The sequence below is a fragment of the Salmonella sp. SAL04202 genome, assembly GCF_046550775.1.
GTDB classification, from domain to species: domain Bacteria; phylum Pseudomonadota; class Gammaproteobacteria; order Enterobacterales; family Enterobacteriaceae; genus Salmonella; species Salmonella enterica.
Genome location: NZ_JBGDXK010000001.1, coordinates 846,837 through 872,626 on the forward strand (window position 1 = coordinate 846,837; position 25,790 = coordinate 872,626).

A 25,790-nucleotide genomic window follows, 5' to 3' on the forward strand; every position below is an offset into this window, starting at 1 on the left:
CAAAATTACATGTCACTGCCCACAGGAAGGATGGTTTATTATTGCTTTCTTTCATTATAATAAATTTCTCTGGATTATCTACATTTTATTTTTTAACATAAAATACATCACAACTAGAAAACTTAAATATTTTATATTAAAAGTTTTTCTAATATTCGAATATTATAAATTTAATGGCCATGTAGAAATAAAATATAGTAATAAAAATCTTTAAAGAGAAACTTATCGTATGTTTATGTTTCATAAATGAGAGTATTGGCTGCTTATTAATGTTTTTATTATTGTATTTAATGTGGAAGTGGTGTATTCCCTCAATCCCAATGTCTACTAATGAAAATGCACTATAATAAAAGAATATATATCCTGATAGTGCTACAAGAAATTTAATAAATATAATGCTATGTATATTATTTATATTCCTGATCAATAAAAAACAAATTAGCGATGACATTACGATGCCAAAAAAAAATCTAAAAAAATTATTATGATACACCTTGATAATCTTGCCTGACAGTTTCATAAGATACCATTATCCACCAATGTTAACATTTGCTTTCCCGGTCAATATAGCCCCCGATGTTGAACCTGCCAACTCTGGTAGTACTGGCCAGGGGGTTTCAACAAAGGGGCTTGGTTATATATATCCCTCCAGGTCAATTCCAATACCCGGTGCTTTATTTCACCACACCCGCGATATTTTACTCATTGTTTAATGTCATTCTCATTACCTAAACGCCACAGTATCTATATTTGATTTATTTCACTGCAGGAAAAACTGAGCGCGTACCATTTACCTGATCATCCATATCGATATCTGACTCCATTTTATGCGTTTTCTTGTTTACGAATACGCTAAATATTCTGGGCGCAGTTTGAGGATCGCCCGAACAACTTCCACCATGTTTCTCCACAATATCAACAACATCTATACTGGGCTCACTATCCGGAATGTATACATAATCAACACATTGTGGTTCACGAACAAGTTTTTGTTTCTCAACTATATTTTTTACCTGCTGAGCAACAGGGGATAATTTTTCTGAATGCACATTGCTGGTTACAAGTATACACATCAGAGCAAAACCATAAATTATTTTTTTATTATGCCGCATACTAATTATTTGTCGACCTCACTGATTAAATAACTACGCAGAATAGTAGATCACTTTGAGGGAATTCAGCCCGGATTGTGCGATCTGATCAATCGCCAAAACAACCAAAATCACCAACCAGACGGCTTTGTTGAATAAATAAGATTTGAGATAAGCATCCTCGTAGTCGGTTGCTGCTGTCAGGCTATACGCATGCTTTCTGATATGTCGGCATTCCCTATAATATCAATTCTCTATCTTAACTTAGATAAATTTAATATTATAAGAAATGATTCGTTTTAAAGAAATATTATATGTTAATTCCTAAATTTTTTCGATGAAAAACATCAGGGGAAATAAATTTAATAAGATTGATATTTTCACTTGAATCCATGAAAATCACGATAACTAAAAAATCATGAAAAAACGTTAAAACTCTTCTTTCTGGCAACCCGTTTTGATTATCTTTTAACTCTCTTCCCAGCTTTTCTCTTAAGAATTGTAGATGGTCATTGAAATTTAATTTATATGGTAAGTCATCCTTGTTTTTTTGATAGACCACAAGTTCAGAAAAAACAAACTTCCCATCAGACTTGATGGGAAGCAAACTCTCAGACTCATAAGTGGATCTGATTCTAAAACCAAGAGAAACACTACCATCTGGAATATCAAAATATTCTATTCCACCTTTATCTTGAGGGCGATTTCTTATTCCATTAGTTATCAAATATAAATCAAATTGTGGATGAATAGTTGTAAATCTTAGAAAGCTAATGCATTCAGTAATATTCATATTATTTCCTTAAATATTTTATGATATGCTTATTTTGGTTAAGTTGCTCATTAATATATTTATACCAATCAACCTTAGATAATTACGCTACGGATTTTTTATACGTCTCACTACATTCTAGGCCAGTTTACCAGCCCCGGCAGCATCTCCAGCTATTGGTATTGCAGCAAAAAGAGAAAAACCAGCCTCAACATAACTCCCTCGGCACAAGCTTATTCCTGCATTCAGCAGGTCAGGAAAAATGCCAGGCCCTGGAACAAGGCCAGCCACATCAAGTTCCGTCTGTAATCCATCTAACCAGCCATCACCTTCATTTTTTTCTGCCGGTGTTTCCTGTTTTACTGGTGGAGTTGCTTCTTCTGCGCTTTTTCCGATGCAGGGAACTATATCCAACAAATCTAAAAGATTCTCAAGAAAATAGTTGGGTTATTTATCATGTATTATATCATTCCTGTCTAAGTCTGTTATCTTTACATAGCCAGCCTCAGGTCAATATTCATCTATTTCAAGCCATTTCCAGAATTGATAAATCCCTCCTTTAGAAGCCTATAATATTAGGGGAAGATAACTCTCTCAGAATCATCAAATGTATTTGACAGTCCACTTTACTCAAATTTTCAATTTTTATTTCTCCGCCAAAAATGTATGCAGGTTCCAAACTAAACATTTCATTATCAGCTAATACGCCTAGTTGTTTAACTGCCCGGTCAAAAATGTAATTATCATTACAATCAAATAAATCAAACTCTTCAACACTTGAAAATGCAAGAAAAGATTCAATTTCACTATTTAATTCATCTGTTGTTTTTACCATAAAACCATTTTCGAAAAAAATTATTTGATTAAATAAAGGCTGAATCGTAATATTTCTTCCGGTAGACTCACCAAAAACATATAATTCGCCAAAGGCACTCCTGGCTATGACATGGTATGCGTCCATTTCTTTAAATGGAGTATCTTCTAGCCATATATCCAGTACATCTTCATACTCATCAGGATTGACAAGACTAAACAATCCATTTTTATACGTTCCCCATCCCTCTGTTTTCCAGTAAGAAAGAAGTTTATCCGGAAGAATTCCTTTCCATTTTGTCATACTTTTCTCTGGAACAGCGCTATAAGATGTAGCTTCTCCAAATTTCTCAATGAAGTAACTAAAGTCTTGATCTCGCATAATATTTCCCCCTGGATTCTAAGCCCTTTGCCCCGGCATAATACCAGTTTAACATTCATCTTTTCTCAAACATGGCCTGATTTAATGCTATCATTAGGTGCTTCATCTGGTGTTTTTAGTCTTTCATTCTGATTCCAGCTTGCACCTGTTGAACTGTTGATACCACCAGAGGGGGAAGCCGACGACAGCGGTTGCCGTCGGCGTTAATCCGTCCACATCCAGCGTAAAACGCAGGCCATTTTGTGACATAACCTTATCCTGGATTCATTGGCGAAAAAGGAACCACGGCCCGTTCGTGGCAGTGGGGAGGACAGGCGTTTCAGACACACTACCGCCGAAGTTTCCGGCATCCGCCATCTCCCATATATGAAACGTAACAGACGTAACTCATTGCTGGCACGGGTTTTTTGTCTCCGTTTCCGGACAAAAACAGCATCCTGCCATTAAGGCGGAATGCTGTGGATTTAACGGATTGGAGGTGATTTACACACGCTTACCGAATACGTAGTCAATAACGCTCAAGCTTGGGTCTTCCCGGATATAGCCTTTGAGACGGATGTAGAAAGCCATACCGCTATGACGCTATGGAGGCTGGTGTCGACGCTGGACACTGCCATTCTCAGTCTTATTGGTGAAAACAATATTTCCGAAGACCAGGAACGCTACATTTCGCGGGATGGAAGCGGCTGATACTAAAAAACCACAGGCCTGGAAGACGAGAACCGACGACTCAAACAGATTTTGCTGACTTCAATCTGGAATGTTGGGCGCTAAAAAATGTAACTCATAGATACCCATAGATGTTGAATGATGGTAGTACCTGAAGAAACGGGAAAATCATTATCAGCGGATGGTAATAAAAGACGGTGAGTACATGGAATGAGTGAGAAGGAGAGCTAAAATCAGTCGTGTCCAGCGAAAAAGGGGCATTGCTTCCGAGGTGATCATGGGCAGGGTAGGGTATGTGAAAGCAGGTTATCGATGGCTCAGATGGCACATTTTTTTGGTGCCGATCCAGACCATGCCAGAACCTATTTGTGCTGAACGGCGAAATTGCCTGCTGGAGATTTTAAAAAGTTAAGTCTGGAACGTGTCAACGCTATTCAGGACGGGTCACATATAAGCAAAAAGCCCGTACTTCTGTACAGGCTCTCAACTTAAATATGGCGGTGAGGGGGGGATTGACTCGCTGCGCTCGCCCTTCGGGCAGTCTCCTCGCAAGCTCGTCGTCTGTCCAACTGGCTGCGCCAGTTGTCGAACCCCGGTCGGTGGTTCTCATCCCCCCTGTAGGGTGGCTTTATGTAAGAAAAAGCCCGTACATTCGTACGAGCTCTTTCTTAAATATGGCGGTGAGGGGGGGATTCGAACCCCCGATACGTTGCCGTATACACACTTTCCAGGCGTGCTCCTTCAGCCACTCGGACACCTCACCAAATTGTCGCTCCAGCATTACTGGAACGGGCGCTAATGTAGGGAAATATCCATTCTACGTCAATCAACTTTTTTCAAAAAAAAGCGCGTTTATACAAACTTCCACCAATCTGTGGCTTTAATAAGCGAAAACTGCTTTTTTTGCCCGCGCCGGGAAATTTGCTATGCTGCACATCCCGTTGAAAACGCTGATAACAGGCGCAATCACATTCCGCACCATACTGCTCAGGAGATAACATGGAGATAATTTTTTATCACCCGACATTTAACGCCGCCTGGTGGGTAAATGCGCTGGAGAAGGCTCTCCCACATGCGCGCGTTCGTGAATGGAAGGTCGGTGATAACAACCCCGCAGACTATGCGCTTGTATGGCAGCCCCCGGTTGAAATGCTGGCCGGAAGACGCTTAAAAGCCGTCTTTGCGCTGGGCGCGGGGGTGGATGCAATTCTGAGTAAATTAAATGCGCATCCGGAAATGCTGGACGCCTCCATTCCTCTATTCCGTCTGGAAGATACCGGAATGGGCCTGCAAATGCAGGAGTATGCCGTCAGCCAGGTATTACACTGGTTCCGTCGTTTCGATGATTATCAGGCGCTGAAAAATCAGGCGCTATGGAAACCGTTGCCGGAATATACCCGCGAAGAGTTTAGCGTCGGTATCATGGGCGCAGGGGTACTGGGCGCAAAAGTGGCAGAAAGTCTACAGGCGTGGGGGTTCCCGTTACGTTGCTGGAGTCGTAGCCGCAAATCCTGGCCTGGCGTGGAAAGTTATGTAGGGCGTGAAGAGCTGCGCGCTTTCCTGAACCAGACGCGGGTGCTGATTAATCTGCTGCCGAATACGGCCCAAACGGTAGGAATTATTAATAGCGAATTGTTGGATCAATTGCCGGATGGCGCTTACGTGCTGAACCTCGCGCGCGGCGTGCATGTTCAGGAGGCGGATCTGCTGGCTGCGCTTGATAGCGGTAAGCTAAAAGGCGCGATGTTGGATGTCTTTAGCCAGGAACCGTTACCGCAGGAAAGTCCATTATGGCGCCATCCGCGAGTCGCCATGACGCCGCACATTGCGGCAGTCACCCGTCCGGCGGAAGCCATCGATTATATTAGCCGCACCATTACCCAGCTGGAGAAGGGAGAGCCGGTGACGGGGCAGGTGGATCGGGCGAGAGGATATTGACATCAACCCGGCGCGGGCCGGGTTTCGCTAAAAAACGCTGGCGATACCTGCTATCCTTGTCGGAAATGACTACAGGAGAGAGCAATGTATCCCGTTGACCTGCATATGCATACCGTCGCCAGCACTCATGCCTACAGTACTCTGAGCGATTATATCGCGGAAGCCAAACGCAAAGGCATTAAACTTTTTGCGATTACCGATCATGGTCCGGACATGGAAGATGCGCCGCATCACTGGCATTTTATTAACATGCGCATCTGGCCGCGTCTGGTTGACGGCGTGGGGATACTGCGTGGCATTGAGGCGAATATCAAGAACATTAACGGTGAAATTGATTGTTCCGGAAAGATGTTCGACTCGCTGGATCTGATTATCGCAGGCTTTCATGAGCCCGTTTTTGCGCCACATGATAAAGAAACCAATACCCAGGCGATGATCGCGACCATCGCCAGCGGCAAGGTGCATATAATTAGTCACCCCGGAAATCCAAAGTATCCAGTGGAGGTTAAAGCCATCGCGCAGGCGGCGGCGAAACACCATGTAGCGCTGGAAATCAACAACTCTTCTTTTCTGCATTCGCGTAAAGGAAGCGAAGATAATTGCCGCGCGGTCGCTGCCGCCGTACGCGATGCGGGAGGCTGGGTAGCGTTAGGCTCTGATTCCCATACGGCCTTTACGCTTGGCGATTTCACCGAATGCCGGAAAATTCTGGATGCGGTGAATTTTCCGGAAGATCGAATCCTGAACGTCTCGCCGCAGCGCTTACTGGCCTTTCTCGAATCACGCGGTATGGCGCCTGTACCGGAATTTGCCGAACTTTAATCGTTATTTATGGGAAGATATCAATGAATGAGTTTTCAATCCTGTGCCGTGTGCTGGGATCGTTGTTTTACCGCCAACCGCAAGATCCTTTACTGGTTCCGCTGTTTACGTTAATCCGTGAAGGTAAACTGGCGGCAAACTGGCCGCTGGAGCAGGATGACATGCTGGCGCGTTTACAGAAAAGCTGCGATATCACGCAGATTTCCACTGATTACAATGCGTTATTTGTTGGGGAAGAGTGCGCGGTAGCGCCATACCGCAGTGCGTGGGTCGAAGGCGCGGAAGAGTCTGAGGTGCGCGCTTTTTTAACGTCGCGAGGGATGCCGCTGGCCGATACGCCTGCCGATCACATTGGCACTTTATTGCTCGCGGCCTCCTGGCTGGAAGATCAGTCTGCCGAAGATGAAAGTGAAGCGCTGGAAACCTTATTTGCCGATTATCTGCTTCCCTGGTGCAATACCTTCCTCGGTAAAGTTGAAGCCCATGCCGTTACGCCATTCTGGCGCACTCTGGCGCCGCTAACGCGTGATGCGATAGGGGCCATGTGGGATGAACTTCAGGAAGAAGATGAAGAATAATGTGATGTAAATCACTCTTAACTGCAACGGGTTTTACATCATTGCATAAAATGTGTGCGTGATCTCATTAATGTGCCGCTTTTCTGTTATGATGCGCGCCATGAACATACTTCTTTCTATTGCTATCACGACGGGCATCCTTTCTGGAATATGGGGATGGGTGGCCGTCTCCCTGGGGTTACTAAGCTGGGCCGGTTTTTTAGGCTGTACGGCTTATTTCGCCTGTCCGCAGGGCGGCTTTAAGGGATTGTTGATTTCCGCCTGTACGCTGTTAAGCGGTATGGTGTGGGCGCTGGTCATTATTCACGGTAGCGCGCTGGCGCCGCATCTGGAAATTGTCAGTTACGTGTTGACGGGGATCGTGGCATTCCTGATGTGTATCCAGGCAAAGCAGCTATTGCTTTCTTTTGTTCCGGGAACATTTATCGGCGCCTGCGCGACATTTGCAGGGCAGGGTGACTGGCGGTTGGTATTACCGTCGCTGGCGCTGGGGCTAATCTTTGGCTATGCCATGAAAAATAGTGGGCTATGGCTGGCATCACGCCGCGAGCAACATTCAGCGAATACGGCGGTCACAAAATAAAAAAAGCGTGGGGTCTTCCCCACGCTTTGTCGTATTCATCAGGATTCTGGCGGTACTGACAGCTCACGGTATTTCACCAGAATATCATTTTGCCTGTCCGCTTTATTCTGCAAATCCCACAGTCCGCGATCGATACCATCATTAATGAGGAAGATAACGCCGGTTTCAATGGCTGACATCAGACACAGCATCACCGGTTCGTTCGAGGTATAGCCGATTTCGCCTTCCAGTAAGCGCTGGTAATCAATAAAACGGAACACGCCTGCCTGTACTTCATAGGAAAGGATCGTTTTACTGGTGTTCACCGAAGAAAGGATCTCGCCCGTACTGACGTTAACCACGCGCAGGTTGACAGCAATCTGATCCAGCTGATACTGCGTATCGGCGCCAATACCGAAATATCTTGCGCCGACCCCGCCGGATTTGACGTTACTTTCATAACCAATAATAGAACCTTCCACCATAATATTTGCCGCCGTCAGCGACTGAAGCGGGATACGGTTATTCATCGCCACGGTGCCGTTTTCCTGGGCTGCGCGAATAATTTTCCGTTCATTCAAAAGATTCTGTAAGCCTTGTCGTTCCAGCGGGATAAACCAGCGCGAATCTTTCAGCGCGGTAACCAACATAGCGGTGGCGCTCTGCGGCACAGCCGTAGAAAAGTTACTTGCCGGGTAAGGTTTAAATTGGCCCGTTTCATCCTGAATGTTATATACCGAAACAAAGATCTTACCGGTGGGAGCAGGTAAGTGCGTCAAATCTTTGTAACTTTGTGCGCGGGGCATTAATGTCGGTTTCGCAGCTTGTTTCGGCGGGGCAGTTAAGCATCCGCTCAACAATAAAACGGCAACCAAAATAAGTAAGCGCGGCATGATTTATATCCTTTAGTGACTGTAGCTTAAAAATCGGTTGACTGAGTTTGTAAACCTGACACTTCGATGGTCGAGGTTCTTCCCGTTTTTCTGTCCGTGACGTTGAGCTGGAGCTGTCCGTCGCGATTAGCGATATCGATAATAAAATCATTGGTCACCATACGTCCTGGTTTTCCGGTATTAATATTGGTCAACAAGCCGCCCAGAATTTGCGATTGAATAGCCTGCGTAAAGTTATCCAACGCTGAGGGGGTCTCGATACCAAAATCGTTATCATAAGCGGGGTCTTTATATGAATTTTGCGCCTGGGCGCTATTCAATAAAAAGGAACCGTTATTGGGGTTTCCACCAAAGTTAGGATTACGGAACTGGAACGTCATATTTCCAGCCCAGGTTAATGGCGAAAAAAGCATGAGCAGCACTACTGCATGTTTAACACGCATGACAGCCTCCGGATAAAAATCATGTTTTAGAATTCATCACGCGCTAAATCACTCGTACTTAATAGCGTTTGATCTATTTGTCGGCGATTTAATGCTTCCTCTGTTTGCGCTAATGCGAAGACGACGGTTTTCTCGAAGTCTCTTTTCATTGGAAATAAAAAGGTCTGGAAAATAACGTCCTGATTTACCGTTATGGTGATCCAGCTTCCCCAACGCGCACTGGGTCTTTCATTAATGGTCAGATTGCCGGTGTATTCGCTTTCCCATTTGTCGCTGAATGCACGATAGAATTCATGTCCTATCGAAGAGACGGTATGGTCGGTTAACAATCCGGGAACCTCGACTTCAACTTCATTGGCATGCAGGTTTCCGGTAGCGAACAGTAACTCTGCTGCTACAATCCAGGTCAGATAGCGTTTCATGGCCTTACCGCCTGAGATTATCGTTTGCCCATGAAACTGCCTGGGTGCGATTTTTGACAGCTATCTTTTTGAAAAGATTATAAAGATGTGTCTTAACCGTATTCTCGCTGATAAATAGCGACCTGGCGATTTCATTATTAGAGGCACCAATACGTAACTTATTGAGGATCTCTTTTTCGCGATGAGTGAGTAATGCGGACTCGGTGCTGTTGTAGCGGTAATTTCCTGAGTGTGTAATCAGGTAACTGGCTAATTTTTGTGAAAAATAGCATTCGCCCCGCAGAATACCCTGTAATCCGCTGACCACGTGTTCCTGGTCTTCAGTGGCGTAAAACACGCCGTTAATATGAGGCCAGTTTTCAATTTCACGGTAGGGATAATCGTCAGGGGTATTTAACAATAATGTTTTTATATTATTGTTTTTGCGGCTTAAATTATCCTGCCAATAGTGGATAAGCTTCTTATCCGCTTCCATCATATCCATTAAAACAATGCAACCGGCTGAGATATCTTCCAGAGAACGTTGAATATTATGCAGTTTTCCGGTTATGGCCAGCGATTGCTTTAAATGTTGCAATAATGCCGTAGCTTGCAGAGATGGCTTTGTGATCAACAATAGTGTGTGACCATGACTACTATGGACTTCATTAAACATGATGAAACTCCACTTTTTTTAATCGCACATCTGACAGCTGCCCCCATAAAATAAAGGCACCAGAAGTACTGACAGATGTTGCACTGCTGTGGGTTGAAATAGCCCATTATCCAGAAAGAGAAAAATATTTACGAAAATACTTTTAACTGTTTTCAATCTAGCCATTACAAATCTTAAAGCAAGTGTTAAACTTGTAACAATATGTAAAAATATATATTAAAATGTTGTTTTTGGGTTTTTTTGAAGTTTAGATTTGATAGTAAAGTTGTACATTTCGCTGTTATTGCATAGATTTAAAAAATCATACAAATTATAATAATTCATTGATTTTTAATCGTTTTAATTATTGTATGTCATGTTTTGATTTTATTTTTTCTTAAAATTTGAGACGTGGCATTAACCTGGACAGCACAAAGACAAAAAAAACGAAGTGTGTCACGTCTTGTGCGTATTGCCCCCCATAGGAAGCATAAGAACATCCCCATGGCGGCATAACACACACCAACACTTCATTTTTTGGATTCGCGATACACTATCTTCTATGGCCAAAAATCAATTATAAAAAATCACATGGCTATCGTTTTATTAGCACTTTGGTATGAGCTTAAATAACAAAATACCACGCGTGGGTGAGTTATTAAAAATGTTTCCACGGACATACTCTTCATCGTAACGACGCGTTAACAAAAAACGCATGTCGCTAACAAGGTAATAGATAATTTTCGCTATGTACGACCAGGTCCAGGGTGACAGCATGAAAAACAAATTGTTATTTATGATGTTGACAATACTGGGTGCGCCTGGGATTGCAACCGCGACAAATTATGATCTGGCTCGTTCAGAGTATAATTTTGCGGTAAATGAATTAAGCAAGTCTTCATTTAATCAGGCGGCCATTATTGGTCAAGTCGGCACGGATAATAGTGCCAGAGTACGCCAGGAAGGATCAAAACTATTGTCCGTTATTTCACAAGAAGGAGGAAATAATCGGGCGAAAGTCGACCAGGCAGGGAATTATAACTTTGCGTATATTGAGCAAACGGGCAATGCCAACGATGCCAGTATATCGCAAAGCGCTTACGGTAATAGTGCGGCTATTATCCAGAAAGGTTCTGGAAATAAGGCCAATATTACCCAGTACGGTACGCAGAAAACAGCAGTTGTAGTGCAGAAACAGTCGCATATGGCTATTCGCGTCACCCAACGCTAATACCGTTACGACTTTTAAATCAATCCGATGGGGGTTTTACCATGAAACTTTTAAAAGTGGCAGCATTCGCAGCAATCGTAGTTTCTGGCAGTGCTCTGGCTGGCGTCGTTCCACAATGGGGCGGCGGCGGTAATCATAACGGCGGCGGCAATAGTTCCGGCCCGGATTCCACGTTGAGCATTTATCAGTACGGTTCCGCTAACGCTGCGCTTGCTCTGCAAAGCGATGCCCGTAAATCTGAAACGACCATTACCCAGAGCGGTTATGGTAACGGCGCCGATGTAGGCCAGGGTGCGGATAACAGTACTATTGAACTGACTCAGAATGGTTTCAGAAACAATGCCACCATCGACCAGTGGAACGCTAAAAACTCCGATATTACTGTCGGTCAATACGGCGGTAATAACGCCGCGCTGGTTAATCAGACCGCATCTGATTCCAGCGTAATGGTGCGTCAGGTTGGTTTTGGCAACAACGCCACGGCTAACCAGTATTAATTTAGCGTCTGCGCTAATAAAAAAACAGGGCATAAGCCCTGTTTTTTTTCGGGAGGAAATTATGCATACTTTATTGCTCCTTGCCGCACTTTCAAATCAGATTACGTTTACCACGACTCAGCAAGGCGATATTTACACGGTGAGCCCTCAGGTCACATTAAACGAACCCTGCGTCTGTCAGGTGCAAATTCTCTCTGTGCGCGACGGCGTCGGGGGACAAAGCCATACACAGCAAAAACAAACGCTATCTTTACCTGCTAATCAACCGATTGAGTTGTCTCGTCTTAGTGTAAATATATCTTCAGAGGACTCGGTTAAAATTATTGTTACTGTTTCGGACGGACAATCACTGCATTTATCACAACAATGGCCGCCTTCTGCACAGTAGTTTTTGATGGTGGCGGAAATGGATTGGCTGACCTGGGTATAAAGAGGCGATAAAAGCGTCTCATCGTCTCGGCATGTCGCTAAAAGGTAACGCCGAACCCTCGAGGATGACTAATCATTGAGGAGTTAACATGTCCGTAATCAAGAAAAATATCCCTGCCATAGGCCTGTGTATCTGCGCTTTTTTTATCCATTCTGCGGTAGGGCAACAAACGGTACAGGGCGGCGTTATCCATTTTCGCGGCGCGATTGTTGAGCCACTGTGCGATATTTCTACTCACGCCGAAAATATTGATTTAACCTGCCTACGCGAAGGTAAAAAGCAAATGCACCGGATTGACCTTCGGCAGGCATCTGGATTACCGCAGGATATTCAGTCCATTGCGACGGTGAGGCTGCATTATCTCGATGCGCAAAAAAGCTTGGCGGTGATGAATATTGAGTACCGTTAACGGCGGTGTCATAGATATAAAAAGAGCGACTCTGTTGAAAGCCCTGCTGTACACTTTGCAGATAAGGTGAGACAAAGGGGGGGTTATGACATCACGTCTTCAGGTCATACAGGGTGATATCACTCAACTTAGCGTCGATGCGATTGTGAATGCCGCTAACGCATCATTAATGGGCGGCGGCGGCGTAGACGGCGCGATTCATCGCGCGGCGGGGCCGGCATTACTGGCCGCCTGTAAACTCATCCGCCAGCAACAGGGCGAATGTCAGACGGGACATGCGGTTATCACGCCTGCTGGCAAGCTTTCGGCAAAGGCGGTTATTCACACAGTGGGGCCCGTCTGGCGAGGCGGCGAACACCAGGAAGCTGAGCTACTCGAAGAGGCATACCGGAATTGTTTGCTGCTTGCCGAGGCGAATCACTTTCGTTCCATCGCTTTTCCGGCAATCAGTACCGGCGTTTATGGCTATCCACGCGCCCAGGCCGCTGAAGTCGCCGTCAGGACGGTTTCAGATTTTATTACCCGTTACGCTCTGCCTGAACAGGTATACTTTGTCTGTTATGATGAAGAAACTGCCCGGCTTTACGCAAGATTACTTACTCAGCAAGGCGACGACCCTGCCTGATAAAACACGCCTGGAGCGTGCCGTTGAACCGCTATGCGCGCGCCATCCCGGAGAGTGCGGCATTCTCGCGCTGGATAACAGTCTGGACGCTTTTGCCGCCCGCTACCGCCTGACCGAAATGGCGGCGCGGACGCTGGATGTGCAGTATTATATTTGGGAAGACGATATGTCCGGGCGACTGCTCTTTTCGGTACTGCTGTCGGCGGCGAAGCGCGGCGTTCATGTTCGTCTGCTGCTGGATGATAACAATACGCCTGGTCTGGATGATACGTTGCGCTTGCTGGATAGCCATCCTAATATCGAAGTTCGTCTGTTTAATCCTTTCTCTTTTCGTACGCTACGCGCGCTGGGATATTTGACGGATTTTGCGCGGCTGAATCGGCGGATGCACAATAAAAGTTACACTGCCGACGGCGTAGTGACGCTGGTCGGTGGGCGCAACATCGGCGATGCCTATTTCGGCGCTGGCGAGGAGCCGCTATTTTCCGATCTGGACGTGATGGCCATTGGCCCGGTGGTCAATGATGTCGCCAATGATTTTGAACGTTACTGGCGCTGTAGTTCAGTGTCGACATTGCAGCAAGTATTATCCCTTTCTGAGCAGGAACTGACGCAACGTATCGAACTTCCCGAATCCTGGTATAACGATGAGATCACCCGCCGCTATCTGCATAAGCTGGAAACCAGCCAGTTTATGGCGGATCTCGATCGCGGAACGTTGCCGCTGATTTGGGCAAAAACACGCTTGCTTAGCGATGATCCTTCTAAAGGCGAGGGGAAGGCGCAGCGCCATTCGCTTCTTCCGCAGCGATTATTTGACGTGATGGGGTCGCCGACGGAGCGTATCGACATTATTTCCGCTTACTTTGTCCCTACGCGCGCAGGCGTGGCGCAGTTGCTTAATCTGGTCAGGAAAGGCGTGAAGATCGCCATCTTAACTAACTCTCTGGCGGCCAACGATGTGGCGGTCGTTCACGCAGGGTACGCGCGCTGGCGCAAGAAATTACTGCGCTATGGCGTGGAGCTCTACGAACTGAAACCGACCCGCGAACATGAAACCGCCGTACATGATCGCGGACTCACCGGGAACTCAGGTTCCAGCTTACATGCTAAAACGTTCAGTATTGATGGTAGTAAGGTGTTTATCGGGTCGCTTAATTTTGATCCCCGTTCAACGCTTTTAAATACCGAAATGGGCTTTGTCATTGAAAGTGAAACGCTGGCGACGCTTATTCATAAGCGTTTTACGCAGAGCCAACGCGATGCGGCCTGGCAACTGCGGCTGGATCGCTGGGGACGAATTAACTGGATCGATCGTCAGCAAGAAGAGGAAAAGGTGTTAAAGAAAGAACCCGCTACGCGTTTCTGGCAGCGAGTTCTGGTACGGTTGGCGGCAATTTTACCTGTGGAATGGTTGCTGTGAACCCGCGCGCGGAAAACTACCCGATCGCGGCGCGGCTTTCTTGTTTTACCGGCGGTTTACCTGAAAAGAGAAATTTCAGAAGCGGGATGCGTAAATGAATTTCATACAGAATTAACGCAATACCCATAACAAATATCAGCCCGCACAAGAACCCGATCAGGTTGGAGGAGATATGCGGCGTAATATACGCGCCAAAGAAAAGCGTTAAGGGATGATGCACCAGATAGATAAACAGCGAAGCATTCACGAAATAGGTGACACGCGCGGACTGGAAGTTTAACAAGCGATGCCCCAGTGAGAATACCACGTTCACCATCCACAGCCCCATTACCATCGTAATCACGGATTCGGTTTCGTACATCCAGGCGTCGCCGCTCCCATAACGTTGATTCAGCAGATACGCGATAAAAGCAACGGCAGCGCCTAAAGTGCATCCGCGTGAGGGCGTGGTGAAGCGCGCTTTCAGATCGGGGTGAATGAAGGCCAACGCACCGAGAATAAAAAACGGCACATAAAATAGCGTTTGCATCACAATAAAATTGAACATGCCGTCACTGAGGATTGCTGGATATACGATGAAAATAATGCGCCTGATAGCGGCGTAAGCGATCCCCAGCAGGAAAAAAATAAGCGAAAGCCTGGCCAGTGAAATAGCGGCGGGACGAGGCTTGCTTGTTTCCTGCCTTTTTTGGAACCAGGTAAAAATCCCGATGCTGACTGTGGTTAATATCACCAGCACCAGTAAAAACCACAGATGTGAAATGAGTTCCCACGCTAGCGTATTATATTTTTCATAGGCAGAGAGTGTAGGCCAGTTCTCTGTTTTCTCTTTGACATATTGCAACAGGATAAATTGCGGCAAGGTAAGCAAAGGGATTGCGGTAAGCATGGGAATACCCACACGTTCTACCCGTACTTTCCACCAGCGTTTTAACGGATAACGTAAAAACAACATGTACGAAAAATAACCAGAAATAACAAAAAATACCTGCATACGAAAAGCGTGGATAAAATCGTTAAACAGGGTTAGCCACCACGATGGCGTGGCGCTATTGACATGCCAACTGTGAGTGGAATAGATCAACGAGATATGAAAGGGAATCCCTAACAACATCAACCATGCGCGGATAGAGTCAAGAAAATATTCACGCGGCGCGGGTACAGAGCTCATATAAGGTCACGTATTCTCAGATTTTTCACCTTATCCATAAGGCGAATTATAGTTACATTCGGTAGCAACCCTACACCAACTCCGACAACCTGTCTCCAGGATAAGCACGCAAAGTGAAAACAGGCGCGGGAGGTGCTTAATCCATGAGCCAGCGCGCTGAACAAAGCCTGGATTCAGTTGTCGTAATGCCTGATTATCCATTAAAATGGATCGGATCGATATAAGCACACAAAGGGGGAAGTGCTTACTTATTATGAAACATAAACGACAAATGATGAAAATGCGTTGGTTGGGCGCAGCTATTATGTTAACGCTCTACGCATCATCGAGCTGGGCGTTCAGTATTGATGACGTGGCAAAACAAGCTCAATCTTTAGCCGGGAAAGGCTATGAGGCGCCTAAAAGCAACTTGCCCTCCGTTTTCCGCGACATGAAATATGCGGATTATCAGCAGATCCAGTTTAACAGCGATAAAGCCTACTGGAACAACTTAAAGACCCCTTTTAAGCTCGAATTTTACCATCAGGGGATGTACTTCGATACGCCGGTCAAGATTAACGAAGTGACGGCGACGACGGTCAAAAGAATCAAATACAGCCCGGATTACTTCAATTTTGGCAATGTTCAGCACGATAAAGACACGGTAAAAGATTTAGGCTTCGCCGGGTTCAAAGTTCTGTACCCCATCAACAGTAAAGATAAGAACGACGAAATCGTCAGTATGCTTGGCGCCAGCTATTTCCGCGTTATCGGCGCAGGCCAGGTATATGGCTTATCTGCGCGCGGCCTGGCGATTGATACCGCCTTACCATCTGGTGAGGAGTTTCCCCGCTTTCGCGAGTTCTGGATTGAGCGTCCAAAACCCACCGATAAGCGTTTGACCGTCTATGCATTACTGGATTCTCCGCGTGCGACCGGCGCTTACCGTTTTGTGATCATTCCTGGCCGCGATACCGTGGTGGACGTGCAGTCAAAAGTCTATCTGCGCGATAAAGTGGGCAAGCTGGGCGTTGCGCCATTAACCAGTATGTTCCTGTTTGGGCCAAACCAGCCGTCGCCGACGACCAACTATCGTCCGGAACTGCATGACTCGAACGGCTTATCCATTCATGCGGGTAATGGCGAGTGGATTTGGCGTCCGCTGAACAATCCAAAACACCTCGCTGTGAGCAGCTATGCAATGGAAAACCCTCAGGGATTCGGCCTGTTGCAGCGTGGTCGCGAGTTCTCGCGCTTTGAAGATTTAGACGATCGCTACGACCTGCGTCCAAGCGCCTGGATTACCCCGAAAGGCGACTGGGGCAAAGGTAAGGTTGAACTGGTTGAAATTCCGACCAATGATGAAACCAACGATAACATCGTCGCTTACTGGACTCCGGATCAACTGCCGGAACCGGGTAAAGAGATGAACTTCAAGTACACTCTGACCTTCAGCCGCGATGAAGATAAACTTCATGCGCCGGATAATGCCTGGGTGCTGCAAACACGTCGCTCAACGGGCGACGTTAAACAGTCGAATCTGATTCGCCAGCCCGACGGCACTATTGCCTTTGTGGTGGATTTCGTTGGCGCCGACATGAAAAAACTGCCGCCGGATACGCCTGTCGCTGCGCAAACCAGCATTGGCGATAACGGTGAAATCGTTGACAGTAATGTACGCTATAACCCAGTCACTAAAGGCTGGCGTTTAATGCTGCGCGTGAAAGTCAAAGACGCGAAGAAAACCACGGAAATGCGTGCCGCATTGGTGAATGCCGATCAGACGCTAAGTGAAACCTGGAGCTACCAGTTACCTGCCAATGAATAAAACAACTGAGTATATTGACGCACTGCTGCTTTCTGATCGTGAGAAAGCGGCATTGCCGAAAACTGACATCCGCGCCGTGCATCAGGCGCTGGATGCCGAGCATCGGACTTACTCGCGAGAAGACGATTCACCGCAGGGTTCCGTAAAAGCCCGCCTTGAACACGCCTGGCCGGATTCATTGGCGAAGGGGCAGTTAATTAAAGATGATGAAGGGCGCGATCAGTTGCAGGCTATGCCAAAAGCGACGCGCTCTTCGATGTTTCCTGATCCCTGGCGAACCAACCCGGTTGGCCGTTTTTGGGATCGCCTGCGTGGGCGGGATGTAACGCCGCGCTATGTTTCTCGTCTGACAAAAGAAGAGCAGGCGAGCGAGCAAAAATGGCGTACCGTCGGCACTATACGCCGCTATATTTTGTTAATTTTGACTCTGGCGCAAACCGTCGTCGCGACCTGGTATATGAAGACCATTCTGCCTTATCAGGGATGGGCGCTCATCAATCCTATGGATATGGTGGGGCAGGATATTTGGGTCTCTTTTATGCAGCTCCTGCCCTACATGCTGCAAACCGGTATCCTGATTCTGTTTGCCGTGCTGTTCTGCTGGGTGTCAGCCGGATTCTGGACGGCGCTGATGGGCTTCCTGCAACTGCTTATCGGGCGCGATAAGTACAGCATCTCCGCGTCTACGGTTGGCGATGAGCCCCTCAATCCGGAACACCGGACGGCGCTGATCATGCCTATCTGTAATGAAGACGTTAGCCGCGTTTTCGCCGGTCTGCGCGCGACCTGGGAGTCTGTTAAAGCCACAGGCAACGCCGCGCATTTCGACGTCTATATCCTTAGCGACAGTTATAACCCGGATATCTGCGTGGCGGAGCAAAAGGCGTGGATGGAGCTTATCGCGGAAGTGCAGGGCGAAGGCCAAATTTTTTACCGTCGCCGCCGCCGCCGTATGAAACGCAAAAGCGGCAATATTGACGATTTTTGCCGCCGCTGGGGCAATCAGTACAGCTATATGGTGGTGCTGGACGCGGACTCAGTGATGAGCGGCGAGTGTCTGAGCGGGCTGGTGCGCCTGATGGAAGCGAATCCAAACGCCGGGATTATCCAGTCTTCGCCGAAAGCGTCGGGAATGGATACTCTGTATGCCCGCTGCCAACAGTTCGCGACCCGTGTTTATGGGCCGCTGTTTACCGCCGGGCTGCATTTCTGGCAGCTGGGGGAGTCGCACTACTGGGGGCACAATGCCATTATCCGCGTGAAGCCGTTTATCGAGCACTGCGCTCTGGCGCCGCTGCCGGGAGAGGGTTCGTTCGCCGGATCGATTCTTTCCCACGACTTTGTGGAGGCGGCGCTAATGCGTCGGGCAGGGTGGGGCGTCTGGATTGCCTACGATCTCCCCGGCTCCTATGAAGAGCTGCCGCCAAACCTGCTGGATGAGCTTAAACGCGACCGCCGCTGGTGTCACGGCAACCTGATGAACTTTCGTCTGTTCCTGGTGAAAGGAATGCACCCGGTGCATCGCGCCGTGTTCCTGACGGGGGTAATGTCATATCTGTCTGCGCCGTTATGGTTTATGTTCCTCGCGCTTTCTACCGCGCTGCAGGTCGTTCATGCGTTAACAGAGCCGCAATATTTCCTTCAGCCGCGCCAGCTTTTTCCGGTCTGGCCGCAGTGGCGTCCGGAACTGGCAATCGCGCTGTTTGCGTCAACGATGGTGCTGCTGTTCCTGCCGAAGCTGCTCAGTATTATGCTGATCTGGTGTAAAGGCACCAAAGAGTATGGCGGTTTCTGGCGCGTTACGCTGTCGCTATTGCTGGAAGTGCTGTTCTCCGTGTTGCTGGCGCCGGTGCGTATGCTGTTTCATACCGTGTTTGTGGTCAGCGCGTTCCTCGGCTGGGAAGTGGTCTGGAACTCACCGCAACGCGACGATGATTCTACGCCGTGGGGAGAAGCCTTTATGCGTCACGGCTCTCAACTGCTGCTGGGGCTGGTCTGGGCGGTGGGTATGGCGTGGCTGGATTTACGCTTTCTGTTCTGGCTGGCGCCGATTGTCTTTTCGCTGATTCTGTCGCCATTTGTTTCGGTGATCTCCAGTCGTTCAACGGTAGGATTACGCACCAAACGCTGGAAGCTGTTCCTGATCCCGGAAGAGTATTCGCCGCCTCAGGTGTTGGTCGATACCGATAAATATCTGGAGATGAATCGCCGCCGTATTCTGGACGATGGCTTTATGCATGCGGTATTTAACCCGTCGCTTAATGCGCTGGCGACCGCGATGGCCACCGCGCGTCACCGCGCCAGTAAGGTGCTGGAAATAGCCCGCGATCGTCATGTGGAGCAGGCGCTAAACGAAACGCCGGAGAAACTGAACCGCGATCGGCGCTTGGTTTTGCTCAGCGATCCGGTGACGATGGCGCGTTTACACTATCGGGTCTGGAATGCGCCAGAGAGATACTCTTCCTGGGTAAACCATTATCAGTCTCTCGTCCTGAATCCGCAGGCGTTGCAGGGACGAACATCGTCAGCGGGATAAGGTCTTCAGGTCTGGAGTGAGGTGAAAAATACCGGCGTGATGCCGGTATTTTTATAGTGAAATGAGGTATCAGGTGCGTATATTCGCGGTGAGCATAATGGTGATTACCCTGAGCGGCTGCGGCAGTATTATCAGCAGAACGATCCCCGGACAAGGACACGGCAACCAGTATTACCCTGGCGTGCAGTGGGATATGCGTGATTCCGCATGGCGCTATATCACTATCCTCGATCTGCCCTTCTCACTGATCTTCGATACACTGCTACTGCCGCTCGATATTCACCACGGGCCTTATGAGTAATTAACGCTCATCCCATTCGTCTGCCGCAGTACGGCCTTCCTCGGTATCAAGCGGGGGTTCAAGCTGGAATTCCCCTTCATCCCATTCATGCAAAGTATTCTCTTCCTGCCATTCCTGGCGGATCTCTATCTCATCATAATCGCCGTCAAACACGCTCTGCGCGGCTTCACCACTCAGCATCGGCAGACATTCGCCATCTTCACCTTCATCGGCGAAAAATTCGACCTGCCACATGATGTCCCCATCCTGCAGTACATATTTCTGAACGTTGAACTGCTGCACATTCGCTTCATCTTGTTCGAGGCCTGGATGGTCAGCCAGAAATTCTTCCCGGGCTGCATCGATAGCTTCTTCCAGCGTGGCATACATGGTCATCAGAGTCTCCCTTTGATTTGATGAGGTATTTAGGGAAAGAATAGCTGATTCTGTAATATTGCAAGTATGAAAGCGCAAAAATTATTCTATTGCCAGTCTGCGCCGTCGTAAGCTGTTCCATGAATAGATAGCATTGAACAACACCACGCCTGCCGTGACGCAGAATACGGCGCGGAAGCCATAGCTCGCGGAAATTGCGGCGCCCATGAGAGGGCCGGTGACGTTGCCGATATCGCGGAAAGATTGGTTGTAACTGAATATGCGCCCGGCTATCTGGTTGGTAGAGTTGTAAACCAGCAGAGTTTGAACGGCTGGCAGCAGCGCGCCATCCGCCGCGCCAAGCAGAAACCGCAATAGCGCGAGCTGCCACGGCGTTTGCACAAAAGACATTGGAATCAGCAGCAGTACGGAAATAATCAGCGCGACGATAAGAATCTTTTCCGGGCCAATTCTGTCGCCAAGCTTGCCGAGCCGGGGGGCGCTAAGTAATGCCGCCACGCCGGGAACGGACGCTATCATCCCGCTAATGAACGCAATATTACTGACATTTCCCGCGAGTTCGCGCACATAGAGCGTCAGGATGGGCGCAATAGACCCCGTCGCCACCTGAATAATCAGCGTGGTGACAAACAGGCTTAACACCAGGCGGGGATTTTTTAACGAGGCGACCACTTCCCGAACGTGAAGCATCTCTTTTTTGCTCACCGGCAGGAAATTCTCGCGAATAAAAAAGAAGGTGAGCAGAAAACAGATAAACAAAACGCTGGCGGTAATAAAAAAGACCGGGCGAAGGCCGTAATGGTCGGCGAGCAGACCGCCCGCAAGTGGGCCAAGCAGAGCGCCGCTGACGCCGCCAGTAGAGAGCGTCCCTAACGCCCAGCCGCTTTTATGGCGCGGCACCTGAGTGGCGATGAGCGCATTGGCGTTGGGAATAAATCCGCCCAGCAGGCCTAATAACGCGCGGAGGATCAGAAATTGCCAGATATTTTGCGCCATGCCCATTAACAGCATCACAATGGCCATGCCGAGAGCGGAACGCAACAGCATGATCTTACGCCCTTTACGATCCGCCAGACCGCCCCAAAAAGGGGAAGCGATAGCTGAAAAGAGGAACGTAATACTAAAGACCAGCCCGGACCACATGTTGAGCGCGCTATGGCCTGTTACGCCGAGTTGCTCAACGTAGAGAGGGAGAAAAGGCATGACCAGACTGAATGCCGCGCCGGTTAAAAAACAGCCCAGCCAGGTAACGGTTAGATTGCGTTTCCAGTTTATGGGGACATCAGAGGGTGACATAGCGTTCCACTGTATGATGCGCGTTTTGCGCTATCATCAATTTAATTATGAGCGTACTAATTATAATTATGCGCCGACCTTACCAGCCTCGCAATGTGGGGAGCTTTTAAAGCTAAAAGAGGGGAAAAATTGCAGCCTGACGGCTGCAATCCTGTCAATAGCGCGACGGTACGCCTTCAGGGCGAGTTTTAAAGCGGCGATGCAGCCACATATACTGCTCTGGCGCCATCATAATGCACTGCTCAACAATCTTATTCATCCATGCGGCAGTCGCTTCTGCGCTCTCCAGCGGAGGCGAATATTCCGCTGGAAGAATGATCAGTTCGTAGCCTTTCCCATCGGGTTTACGGCGAGGCACGAAGGGGATAATACAGGCTTTAGACATGCGCGCCAGCATCCAGGTACCGGAGGTCGTAGCGGCCTGGTCGACGGCGAATAACGGTACAAAGACGCTGGCGCGCGGGCCGTAATCGTGATCCGGCGCATACCAGATCAATTCACCGCTTTTCAATGCTTTAACCATGCCTTTCAGATCTTTGCGATCCAACATTGATTTATTGGAGCGTAAGCGTCCCCAGGTCTGTAACCAGTCGAGCAACGGATTATCATTCGGGCGATAAACTCCGATACCCGGGTTATGCATACCAAACATGCGGGCGCCAAACTCAAGGGTAAGAAAATGTATTCCTACCAGAATGAACCCCAGCCCCTGCGCCTTAACTTCACGGATATGCTCCAGACCGCTCGCTTCCATCCAGCGGTTCACTCGCCGATCGGGCCAGAACCAGGCCATGCCGGTTTCCATCACGCCCATACCGACGGATTCAAAGTTTTTGACCACCATGGTGTGGCGTTCCTGCGCGCTCATTTCCGGAAAGCATAATTCAAGGTTGCGATAGGCGATTTTCGCGCGGCGTTTCATTACGCGTCGCGCCAGGTGGCCCAATGCGCAACCCAATTTATAGATGACCGGGTAGGGGAGTTGCACGACCAACCAAAGCGCGCCTATACCCAACCAGGTTAACCAATAGCGCGGGTGCAGTAAGGCCACGGAGAACTTAGGCAACTTCGTCATTTCTATCCTGTCTTTCAACGAACAATTCCCCGTATTCTCGCATCTTTTTGCGTTGAGCAAAAATATGTAGCAGGAGAGTGGCGATTAAATCGACAATTGTTGTTAATTATTTAGTGTAAAGCAGGAAATGTAGCGCAAAATGTGTGGATGTAAATTGGCGAGACTTGCCTTATCATGCCTGCCCACTTTATTTTTTGCTGATTGCAGGATACGTACACCATGCCAGTGTTACACAACCGCATCTCTAATGACGAGCTGAAAGCCAAAATGCTGGCGGAAAGCGAGCCGCGTACGACAATTTCTTTTTATAAATATTTCACTATCGCCTCTCCGCAACAGACGCGGGACGCGTTGTATCAGGTGTTTACGGCGTTGGACGTTTTTGGTCGCGTTTACCTGGCGCATGAAGGCATCAATGCGCAAATCAGCGTGCCGCAAAGCAAGCTCGAGACCTTTCGTCAACAGCTTTATACGTTCGATCCCGCGCTGGACGGGCTGCGTTTAAATATCGCGCTGGAGGATGACGGAAAGTCATTTTGGGTGCTGCGTATGAAAGTTCGCGACCGTATCGTCGCTGACGGAATTGACGATCCAAGTTTTGACGCCAGTAATGTCGGCGATTATCTGAAGGCGGCAGATGTGAATGCGATGCTGGACGATCCTGATGCGGTCTTTATTGATATGCGCAACCACTATGAGTATGAAGTCGGCCATTTCGAAAATGCTCTGGAAATCCCGGCGGATACGTTTCGTGAACAGTTGCCAAAAGCGGTTGAAATGCTGCGGGAACATGCAGATAAAAAGATAGTGATGTACTGTACCGGCGGTATTCGTTGTGAGAAAGCCAGCGCCTGGATGAAACACAACGGTTTCAATAAAGTCTGGCATATTGAGGGTGGCATCATTGAATACGCCCGTCGCGCGCGCGAGCAGGGGCTTCCCGTTCGCTTTATCGGCAAAAATTTTGTATTTGATGAGCGAATGGGCGAACGAATCTCGGATGAGGTTATCGCGCATTGCCATCAGTGCGGCGCACCCTGCGATAGCCATACCAACTGCAAAAACGACGGTTGCCATCTGCTGTTTATCCAGTGTCCGCAGTGCGCCAGTAAATTTAACGGCTGCTGTAGTGAACAATGCTGTGAAGAGTTGGCCTTGCCGGAGGAAGAACAGCGCCGACGTCGCGCGGGTCGCGAGAACGGCAACAAAATTTTTAATAAATCGCGTGGTCGGCTTAATAGCAAACTGAGCATTCCCGATCCGGCTGAGTAATATTTTGCCGGATAGCAGCGTAAAGGCCGCTATCCGGCATTTCGCCAGGCGTTACTTCTGCTGAACGCCTTCTACTGAGATGATAAGCTCAACCTCTTGTGAGGCCGGGCCGAGATCGGTAGTTATATTGAAATCCTTCAGCTTAATTTTTCCTTCGGCCTCAAAGCCCGCGCGCTTACCGCCCCACGGATCGTCGCCCTGGCCCATCAGTTTCGCTTCCAGCGTCACCGGTTTAGTCACGCCATTGAGTGTCAGATTGCCGGTAATATCCAGTTCATCGCCCTCTTTTTTCACGCTGGTAGAGGTGAAGGTTGCCTGCGGGAATTTCGCAACATTAAGAAATTCCGCGCTACGCAGGTGTTTGTCACGTTCGGCATGGTTAGTGTCGACGCTATTGGTGTTAATGGTCACGTTCACTTTGTCGGCCGACGGATTTTTTTCGTCAAAAGTGAACGTGCCGTCGAAATCTTTAAAGGTGCCGTATAGCCAGCTGTAGCCCAAATGCTGGATGCGGAAATTGACGAACGCATGTTGGCCTTCTTTATCAATTTTATACTCCGCCGCCACGGCGGAACCGGTCGTGAATAACAAGGATGCGAGGGTGAATCCCAGCAGGTTTTTTTTCATTTTTGAGCTCCATAGTCAGATGACGACATTCCTGTCATACGTTTCAGTGTGTCGTCTTTATCGATGAAATGGTGTTTTAGCGCCATAACCCCATGCGAGAGCGAGATAATGACCAGCGACCAGGCAAACCACAGATGCAGCGTTCCGGCGATGTCAGCCTGCGCGCCCGCGTCCGTAAGCGTGGCCGGAATCTCAAACCAGCCAAAGACGCTAATCGGTTTACCATCGGCGGTGGAAATCAGGTAGCCGCTAATGATTATCGCAAAGAGCAGGAGATACAGGAGGAGATGACCCGCGGCGGCGCCAGCGCGCGTTAAACGGGAATAGCTGGTCAACGCAACGGGCGGCGGAGAATAAAGCCGCCAGATAATACGCACGATCAGCGCCATCATCAGTAATATGCCAATACTTTTATGTATTTCCGGCGCCTGGTGATACCAGCCGTCGTAATAACTGAGCGTGACCATCCATAAGCCCAACGCAAACATGCCATAGACCACCAGGGCGGTCAGCCAGTGGAGCGCGGCGGAAACCACGCCATAACGCTGTGGAGTATTTTTAAATTGCATAAACACACCAATGAATATTTCACGAGAGAATGAAAATGGCGTGGAAAAGCGCCGAATGCAACTTATAAATAAGAATTTGAATGATATTTATTTTTATTTCAATAATTTTGATGTTGTTTGCGGTTCA

Annotated in this window: 29 protein-coding genes, 1 tRNA gene and 1 other RNA gene; 14 read left to right on the forward strand and 17 right to left on the reverse strand. The window is 48.2% G+C overall.

The features are described from left to right. Positions 1–755: 755 nt before the first annotated feature. From ACLJQJ_RS04195 to ACLJQJ_RS04225, 7 genes are all read right to left on the reverse strand, one after another. A complete protein-coding gene (locus tag ACLJQJ_RS04195) occupies positions 756–1,112 on the reverse strand; it encodes a hypothetical protein (protein WP_001805614.1) in 357 nt (118 codons plus the stop codon). 289 nt (positions 1,113–1,401) lie between these two features. Beyond that, on the reverse strand, positions 1,402–1,884 hold the full coding sequence (locus ACLJQJ_RS04200; protein ID WP_001027753.1) for a hypothetical protein: 483 nt from the start codon (positions 1,882–1,884) through the stop codon (positions 1,402–1,404). Between the two features lie 117 nt (positions 1,885–2,001). Next, complete coding sequence (locus ACLJQJ_RS04205; RefSeq protein WP_125011029.1) at positions 2,002–2,280, reverse strand: hypothetical protein; 279 nt, start codon at positions 2,278–2,280, stop codon at positions 2,002–2,004. 142 nt (positions 2,281–2,422) lie between these two features. Continuing rightward, positions 2,423–3,058, reverse strand: a complete 636-nt coding sequence (locus ACLJQJ_RS04210; protein ID WP_001205572.1) for a GAD-like domain-containing protein — start codon at positions 3,056–3,058, stop codon at positions 2,423–2,425. A 123-nt stretch (positions 3,059–3,181) separates the two neighbouring features. Beyond that, positions 3,182–3,307, reverse strand: a complete 126-nt coding sequence (locus ACLJQJ_RS04215; protein WP_020898662.1) for a hypothetical protein — start codon at positions 3,305–3,307, stop codon at positions 3,182–3,184. A gap of 915 nt (positions 3,308–4,222) precedes the next feature. Next, positions 4,223–4,358, reverse strand: a non-coding RNA gene (locus ACLJQJ_RS04220) — RtT sRNA. A 44-nt stretch (positions 4,359–4,402) separates the two neighbouring features. After that, positions 4,403–4,490: transfer RNA gene (locus ACLJQJ_RS04225), tRNA-Ser, on the reverse strand. A gap of 236 nt (positions 4,491–4,726) precedes the next feature. On the opposite strand from ACLJQJ_RS04225, the gene ghrA reads away from it, so the two are divergent. The 4 genes from ghrA (at position 4,727) to ACLJQJ_RS04245 (ending at position 7,648) form a co-directional block, all read left to right on the forward strand. Then, on the forward strand, positions 4,727–5,665 hold the full coding sequence (gene ghrA, locus ACLJQJ_RS04230; RefSeq protein ID WP_000402552.1) for a glyoxylate/hydroxypyruvate reductase GhrA: 939 nt from the start codon (positions 4,727–4,729) through the stop codon (positions 5,663–5,665). 84 nt (positions 5,666–5,749) lie between these two features. After that, positions 5,750–6,487, forward strand: a complete 738-nt coding sequence (locus tag ACLJQJ_RS04235) for a phosphatase (protein WP_000283643.1) — start codon at positions 5,750–5,752, stop codon at positions 6,485–6,487. Positions 6,488–6,510: 23 nt separating this feature from the next. Continuing rightward, positions 6,511–7,065, forward strand: coding sequence for a molecular chaperone (locus ACLJQJ_RS04240; RefSeq protein WP_001001883.1), 555 nt, complete (start codon positions 6,511–6,513; stop codon positions 7,063–7,065). A gap of 100 nt (positions 7,066–7,165) precedes the next feature. Beyond that, complete coding sequence (locus tag ACLJQJ_RS04245; RefSeq protein ID WP_001546652.1) at positions 7,166–7,648, forward strand: DUF1097 domain-containing protein; 483 nt, start codon at positions 7,166–7,168, stop codon at positions 7,646–7,648. Between the two features lie 38 nt (positions 7,649–7,686). Here the strand turns inward: ACLJQJ_RS04245 and csgG are convergent, their stop codons facing one another. From csgG to csgD, 4 genes are read right to left on the reverse strand one after another with little or no spacing between them, the layout of a single operon-like run. Then, positions 7,687–8,520, reverse strand: a complete 834-nt coding sequence (csgG, locus tag ACLJQJ_RS04250) for a curli production assembly/transport protein CsgG (protein ID WP_001137620.1) — start codon at positions 8,518–8,520, stop codon at positions 7,687–7,689. Between the two features lie 26 nt (positions 8,521–8,546). After that, on the reverse strand, positions 8,547–8,963 hold the full coding sequence (gene csgF, locus ACLJQJ_RS04255; RefSeq protein WP_001264073.1) for a curli production assembly/transport protein CsgF: 417 nt from the start codon (positions 8,961–8,963) through the stop codon (positions 8,547–8,549). A 26-nt stretch (positions 8,964–8,989) separates the two neighbouring features. Next, positions 8,990–9,385, reverse strand: coding sequence for a curli production assembly/transport protein CsgE (gene csgE, locus ACLJQJ_RS04260; protein WP_000833307.1), 396 nt, complete (start codon positions 9,383–9,385; stop codon positions 8,990–8,992). A gap of 4 nt (positions 9,386–9,389) precedes the next feature. Then, positions 9,390–10,040, reverse strand: a complete 651-nt coding sequence (gene csgD, locus ACLJQJ_RS04265; RefSeq protein WP_000481517.1) for a biofilm master transcriptional regulator CsgD — start codon at positions 10,038–10,040, stop codon at positions 9,390–9,392. A gap of 754 nt (positions 10,041–10,794) precedes the next feature. Between csgD and csgB the strand changes: the two genes are divergently transcribed. The 6 genes from csgB to ACLJQJ_RS04295 all read left to right on the forward strand — a co-directional run bounded on the left by csgB (position 10,795) and on the right by ACLJQJ_RS04295 (position 14,634). Then, positions 10,795–11,250, forward strand: a complete 456-nt coding sequence (gene csgB, locus ACLJQJ_RS04270) for a curli minor subunit CsgB (RefSeq protein WP_000791655.1) — start codon at positions 10,795–10,797, stop codon at positions 11,248–11,250. 41 nt (positions 11,251–11,291) lie between these two features. Beyond that, positions 11,292–11,747 (forward strand): curli major subunit CsgA, encoded by a 456-nt coding sequence (gene csgA, locus ACLJQJ_RS04275; protein WP_000771416.1) that lies wholly within the window; start codon positions 11,292–11,294, stop codon positions 11,745–11,747. Positions 11,748–11,808: 61 nt separating this feature from the next. Next, positions 11,809–12,135: a curli assembly chaperone CsgC gene (gene csgC, locus ACLJQJ_RS04280; RefSeq protein ID WP_063809650.1), complete on the forward strand. Its 327-nt coding sequence runs from the start codon at positions 11,809–11,811 to the stop codon at positions 12,133–12,135. Positions 12,136–12,265: 130 nt separating this feature from the next. Beyond that, positions 12,266–12,586, forward strand: coding sequence for a type 1 fimbrial protein (locus ACLJQJ_RS04285; RefSeq protein ID WP_000111254.1), 321 nt, complete (start codon positions 12,266–12,268; stop codon positions 12,584–12,586). 85 nt (positions 12,587–12,671) lie between these two features. Beyond that, positions 12,672–13,211: an O-acetyl-ADP-ribose deacetylase gene (gene ymdB / locus ACLJQJ_RS04290; protein ID WP_063809651.1), complete on the forward strand. Its 540-nt coding sequence runs from the start codon at positions 12,672–12,674 to the stop codon at positions 13,209–13,211. Then, complete coding sequence (locus ACLJQJ_RS04295; protein ID WP_000976323.1) at positions 13,147–14,634, forward strand: phospholipase D family protein; 1,488 nt, start codon at positions 13,147–13,149, stop codon at positions 14,632–14,634. Before ymdB ends, ACLJQJ_RS04295 begins: the two co-directional genes overlap by 65 nt. Before the next feature lie 16 nt (positions 14,635–14,650). On the opposite strand, the gene mdoC is transcribed toward ACLJQJ_RS04295, so the two are convergent. After that, the gene (gene mdoC, locus ACLJQJ_RS04300; protein ID WP_020898666.1) at positions 14,651–15,805 is read right to left on the reverse strand and encodes a glucans biosynthesis protein MdoC; all 1,155 of its coding nucleotides are present in this window, start codon (positions 15,803–15,805) and stop codon (positions 14,651–14,653) included. A 271-nt stretch (positions 15,806–16,076) separates the two neighbouring features. Here mdoC and mdoG point away from each other — a divergent pair, with 271 nt between their 5' ends. From mdoG to ACLJQJ_RS04315, 3 genes are all read left to right on the forward strand, one after another. Further along, on the forward strand, positions 16,077–17,612 hold the full coding sequence (mdoG, locus tag ACLJQJ_RS04305) for a glucans biosynthesis protein MdoG (protein ID WP_001562609.1): 1,536 nt from the start codon (positions 16,077–16,079) through the stop codon (positions 17,610–17,612). Next, positions 17,605–20,148, forward strand: coding sequence for a glucans biosynthesis glucosyltransferase MdoH (mdoH, locus tag ACLJQJ_RS04310; protein ID WP_001044596.1), 2,544 nt, complete (start codon positions 17,605–17,607; stop codon positions 20,146–20,148). The genes mdoG and mdoH overlap by 8 nt, the downstream gene beginning before the upstream one ends. Positions 20,149–20,221: 73 nt before the next feature. Further along, positions 20,222–20,449, forward strand: a complete 228-nt coding sequence (locus tag ACLJQJ_RS04315; RefSeq protein WP_001217832.1) for a YceK/YidQ family lipoprotein — start codon at positions 20,222–20,224, stop codon at positions 20,447–20,449. Here ACLJQJ_RS04315 and ACLJQJ_RS04320 read toward each other — a convergent pair whose 3' ends face one another. From ACLJQJ_RS04320 to ACLJQJ_RS04330, 3 genes are all read right to left on the reverse strand, one after another. Further along, a complete protein-coding gene (locus ACLJQJ_RS04320) occupies positions 20,450–20,824 on the reverse strand; it encodes a MysB family protein (protein WP_000180050.1) in 375 nt (124 codons plus the stop codon). It abuts the gene before it with no gap. 81 nt (positions 20,825–20,905) lie between these two features. Next, positions 20,906–22,120 carry a multidrug efflux MFS transporter MdtG gene (mdtG, locus tag ACLJQJ_RS04325; protein WP_000075053.1) on the reverse strand — a complete coding sequence of 405 codons (1,215 nt, stop codon included), beginning with the start codon at positions 22,118–22,120 and terminating at the stop codon, positions 20,906–20,908. 154 nt (positions 22,121–22,274) lie between these two features. Next, a complete protein-coding gene (locus tag ACLJQJ_RS04330) occupies positions 22,275–23,195 on the reverse strand; it encodes a Kdo(2)-lipid IV(A) acyltransferase (RefSeq protein WP_000163973.1) in 921 nt (306 codons plus the stop codon). Positions 23,196–23,414: 219 nt separating this feature from the next. Here ACLJQJ_RS04330 and ACLJQJ_RS04335 point away from each other — a divergent pair, with 219 nt between their 5' ends. Next, on the forward strand, positions 23,415–24,467 hold the full coding sequence (locus tag ACLJQJ_RS04335; RefSeq protein WP_001144623.1) for a rhodanese-related sulfurtransferase: 1,053 nt from the start codon (positions 23,415–23,417) through the stop codon (positions 24,465–24,467). 51 nt (positions 24,468–24,518) lie between these two features. On the opposite strand, the gene ACLJQJ_RS04340 is transcribed toward ACLJQJ_RS04335, so the two are convergent. Both ACLJQJ_RS04340 and ACLJQJ_RS04345 read right to left on the reverse strand, forming a co-directional pair. Then, positions 24,519–25,094 (reverse strand): YceI family protein, encoded by a 576-nt coding sequence (locus ACLJQJ_RS04340; protein WP_000739886.1) that lies wholly within the window; start codon positions 25,092–25,094, stop codon positions 24,519–24,521. Next, positions 25,091–25,663: a cytochrome b gene (locus ACLJQJ_RS04345; RefSeq protein WP_001159784.1), complete on the reverse strand. Its 573-nt coding sequence runs from the start codon at positions 25,661–25,663 to the stop codon at positions 25,091–25,093. The genes ACLJQJ_RS04340 and ACLJQJ_RS04345 overlap by 4 nt, the downstream gene beginning before the upstream one ends. Positions 25,664–25,790: the final 127 nt, after the last annotated feature.

Excerpts from the sequence above, each read along its gene's own strand:
- ACLJQJ_RS04285 (WP_000111254.1), top strand. The coding sequence starts at position 12,266 with ATGTCCGTAATCAAGAAAAATATCCCTGCCATAGGCCTGTGTATCTGC.
- ACLJQJ_RS04330 (WP_000163973.1), bottom strand. The coding sequence starts at position 23,195 with ATGACGAAGTTGCCTAAGTTCTCCGTGGCCTTACTGCACCCGCGCTAT.
- ACLJQJ_RS04340 (WP_000739886.1), bottom strand. The coding sequence starts at position 25,094 with ATGAAAAAAAACCTGCTGGGATTCACCCTCGCATCCTTGTTATTCACG.
- ghrA (WP_000402552.1), top strand. The coding sequence starts at position 4,727 with ATGGAGATAATTTTTTATCACCCGACATTTAACGCCGCCTGGTGGGTA.
- ACLJQJ_RS04335 (WP_001144623.1), top strand. The coding sequence starts at position 23,415 with ATGCCAGTGTTACACAACCGCATCTCTAATGACGAGCTGAAAGCCAAA.
- mdoG (WP_001562609.1), top strand. The coding sequence starts at position 16,077 with ATGATGAAAATGCGTTGGTTGGGCGCAGCTATTATGTTAACGCTCTAC.
- csgF (WP_001264073.1), bottom strand. The coding sequence starts at position 8,963 with ATGCGTGTTAAACATGCAGTAGTGCTGCTCATGCTTTTTTCGCCATTA.
- ACLJQJ_RS04320 (WP_000180050.1), bottom strand. The coding sequence starts at position 20,824 with ATGACCATGTATGCCACGCTGGAAGAAGCTATCGATGCAGCCCGGGAA.
- ACLJQJ_RS04295 (WP_000976323.1), top strand. The coding sequence starts at position 13,147 with ATGATGAAGAAACTGCCCGGCTTTACGCAAGATTACTTACTCAGCAAG.
- ACLJQJ_RS04200 (WP_001027753.1), bottom strand. The coding sequence starts at position 1,884 with ATGAATATTACTGAATGCATTAGCTTTCTAAGATTTACAACTATTCAT.
- ACLJQJ_RS04245 (WP_001546652.1), top strand. The coding sequence starts at position 7,166 with ATGAACATACTTCTTTCTATTGCTATCACGACGGGCATCCTTTCTGGA.
- ACLJQJ_RS04195 (WP_001805614.1), bottom strand. The coding sequence starts at position 1,112 with ATGCGGCATAATAAAAAAATAATTTATGGTTTTGCTCTGATGTGTATA.
- csgE (WP_000833307.1), bottom strand. The coding sequence starts at position 9,385 with ATGAAACGCTATCTGACCTGGATTGTAGCAGCAGAGTTACTGTTCGCT.
- ACLJQJ_RS04345 (WP_001159784.1), bottom strand. The coding sequence starts at position 25,663 with ATGCAATTTAAAAATACTCCACAGCGTTATGGCGTGGTTTCCGCCGCG.
- csgD (WP_000481517.1), bottom strand. The coding sequence starts at position 10,040 with ATGTTTAATGAAGTCCATAGTAGTCATGGTCACACACTATTGTTGATC.
- csgG (WP_001137620.1), bottom strand. The coding sequence starts at position 8,520 with ATGCCGCGCTTACTTATTTTGGTTGCCGTTTTATTGTTGAGCGGATGC.
- mdoH (WP_001044596.1), top strand. The coding sequence starts at position 17,605 with ATGAATAAAACAACTGAGTATATTGACGCACTGCTGCTTTCTGATCGT.
- mdtG (WP_000075053.1), bottom strand. The coding sequence starts at position 22,120 with ATGTCACCCTCTGATGTCCCCATAAACTGGAAACGCAATCTAACCGTT.
- csgB (WP_000791655.1), top strand. The coding sequence starts at position 10,795 with ATGAAAAACAAATTGTTATTTATGATGTTGACAATACTGGGTGCGCCT.
- ACLJQJ_RS04235 (WP_000283643.1), top strand. The coding sequence starts at position 5,750 with ATGTATCCCGTTGACCTGCATATGCATACCGTCGCCAGCACTCATGCC.
- csgA (WP_000771416.1), top strand. The coding sequence starts at position 11,292 with ATGAAACTTTTAAAAGTGGCAGCATTCGCAGCAATCGTAGTTTCTGGC.
- csgC (WP_063809650.1), top strand. The coding sequence starts at position 11,809 with ATGCATACTTTATTGCTCCTTGCCGCACTTTCAAATCAGATTACGTTT.
- ymdB (WP_063809651.1), top strand. The coding sequence starts at position 12,672 with ATGACATCACGTCTTCAGGTCATACAGGGTGATATCACTCAACTTAGC.
- ACLJQJ_RS04210 (WP_001205572.1), bottom strand. The coding sequence starts at position 3,058 with ATGCGAGATCAAGACTTTAGTTACTTCATTGAGAAATTTGGAGAAGCT.
- ACLJQJ_RS04215 (WP_020898662.1), bottom strand. The coding sequence starts at position 3,307 with ATGTCACAAAATGGCCTGCGTTTTACGCTGGATGTGGACGGATTAACG.
- mdoC (WP_020898666.1), bottom strand. The coding sequence starts at position 15,805 with ATGAGCTCTGTACCCGCGCCGCGTGAATATTTTCTTGACTCTATCCGC.
- ACLJQJ_RS04240 (WP_001001883.1), top strand. The coding sequence starts at position 6,511 with ATGAATGAGTTTTCAATCCTGTGCCGTGTGCTGGGATCGTTGTTTTAC.